2 protein-coding genes are annotated in these 1262 nt (G+C 62.6%); both read right to left on the bottom strand.

Annotated elements, in window-relative coordinates; translation table 11 throughout:
* Nucleotides 1–732 (bottom strand): aldehyde dehydrogenase family protein (locus tag EN969_RS31575; RefSeq protein WP_127419760.1); only part of this gene is annotated, 732 nt, incomplete at its 3' end.
* Between the two features lie 160 nt (nt 733–892).
* On the bottom strand, nt 893–1237 hold the full coding sequence (locus tag EN969_RS31570; RefSeq protein WP_013528939.1) for a cupin domain-containing protein: 345 nt from the start codon (nt 1235–1237) through the stop codon (nt 893–895).
* Nucleotides 1238–1262 lie beyond the last annotated feature (25 nt).

The following is a 1262-nucleotide window of genomic DNA, read 5'->3' as shown; positions in this document are numbered from 1 at the left end:
CTTCATGCGTTCGGCGCAGGCTACCGCCACCGCCTTGCCTGCGGCGACCGAGCCGGTGAAGGCAACGGCATGGGTGCGGTCGGAGGCGATCAGCGCCTGCGCTGTGGCCGCTCCGCCGGGCAGGCAGGAGACCAGCCCCTCTGGCAGCGAGCGGAACACGGTCATGTAGTCCAGCGTCGAGAGCGTCGTCGCCTCGGCCGGCTTGATGATGCAGGCATTGCCGGCGGCGAGCGATGCGGCGACCGTCCAGCACATCAGCAGGATCGGGAAATTGTAGGGCATGATGTGTACGGAGACGCCGTAAGGTTCGTAGCGCGCATACTGGAACGAACCGGCCTGCGTCGTGCCGGCGATCTTGCCGGCATCGTCGCGCGCCATCTCGGCATAGTAGCGGAAGATCGGCGCGCAATTGGCGATCTCGCCGATCGCTTCGGGGTAGGGTTTGCCCATCTCGCGCACCATCAGCTCGGCGCAACGCGTGAAGTCCGCCGCCTCGATGGCGTTGGCGACGGCATGCAGATGCTTGGCCCGGCTCTTGGCATCGAGCTTCTTCCAGGCGGCCTGCGCCTTCGTCGCGGCCGTGAGTGCGGTATCGATCTCGCCGTCTGTCGCAGCAGAGATAGCGCCGACGGTTTCCAGCGTCGCCGGATCGATCACCGGTTTTGCCGCGCCGGCCATCGACCGGTAGTCCGGATTGACGAAGAAGGTTGGCCGGTCAGGAGAGAAATCCATTTTGTCCTTCTCCATTTACGGAGCCTTTTTGAGAATTCGTCCTGCCGAGGCAGATGGCGTGGCTTTCGAGAACCGGAGCGCAGCGGACATTTAGTCCGTGAGCACCGGAAGCGCAGAAAGCCGCGTCAGGTGTCCGGCAGGGCAGAATTATCGAGAAGGCTCAGCGGATCATGTAGACCTTCTTGATTGTCTCATGGACGGTGCAGACGCCCTTCCAGTCCTGCGGGAAGAACGCTGCCGTATCCGGCTCGATCTCGATGACCTCGCCGGATTCATGCACATAGGTGCAGCGCCCTTCGAGGAAATGGCAGAACTCGTCGCGGGTGACATGGCAGTGCCATTTGCCCGGAGTGCAGACCCAAAGCCCGCATTCGGAGCGGCCTTCCGGCCCCTTGTACAGCAGCTTGCCCGAGGTATGGGATTGGCCCTCGATCATGGTCGGGATGACGCCCCAGTCGACGAGGTCGGTAATGGTAAGCGGGGATTTCATGATGGGGGTTGTCATATCGATTCCTTGGAAATGGGTGCTC

The sequence above is a fragment of the Mesorhizobium sp. M7A.F.Ca.CA.003.01.2.1 genome (genome assembly GCF_003998945.1).
GTDB lineage: Bacteria > Pseudomonadota > Alphaproteobacteria > Rhizobiales > Rhizobiaceae > Mesorhizobium > Mesorhizobium ciceri.
This window is presented reverse-complemented; position numbering and strand designations above follow the sequence as displayed.

Bases quoted from the DNA above. Each gene is read 5' to 3' on its own strand.
- EN969_RS31570 (WP_013528939.1), bottom strand. From the start codon at position 1,237: ATGACAACCCCCATCATGAAATCCCCGCTTACCATTACCGACCTCGTC.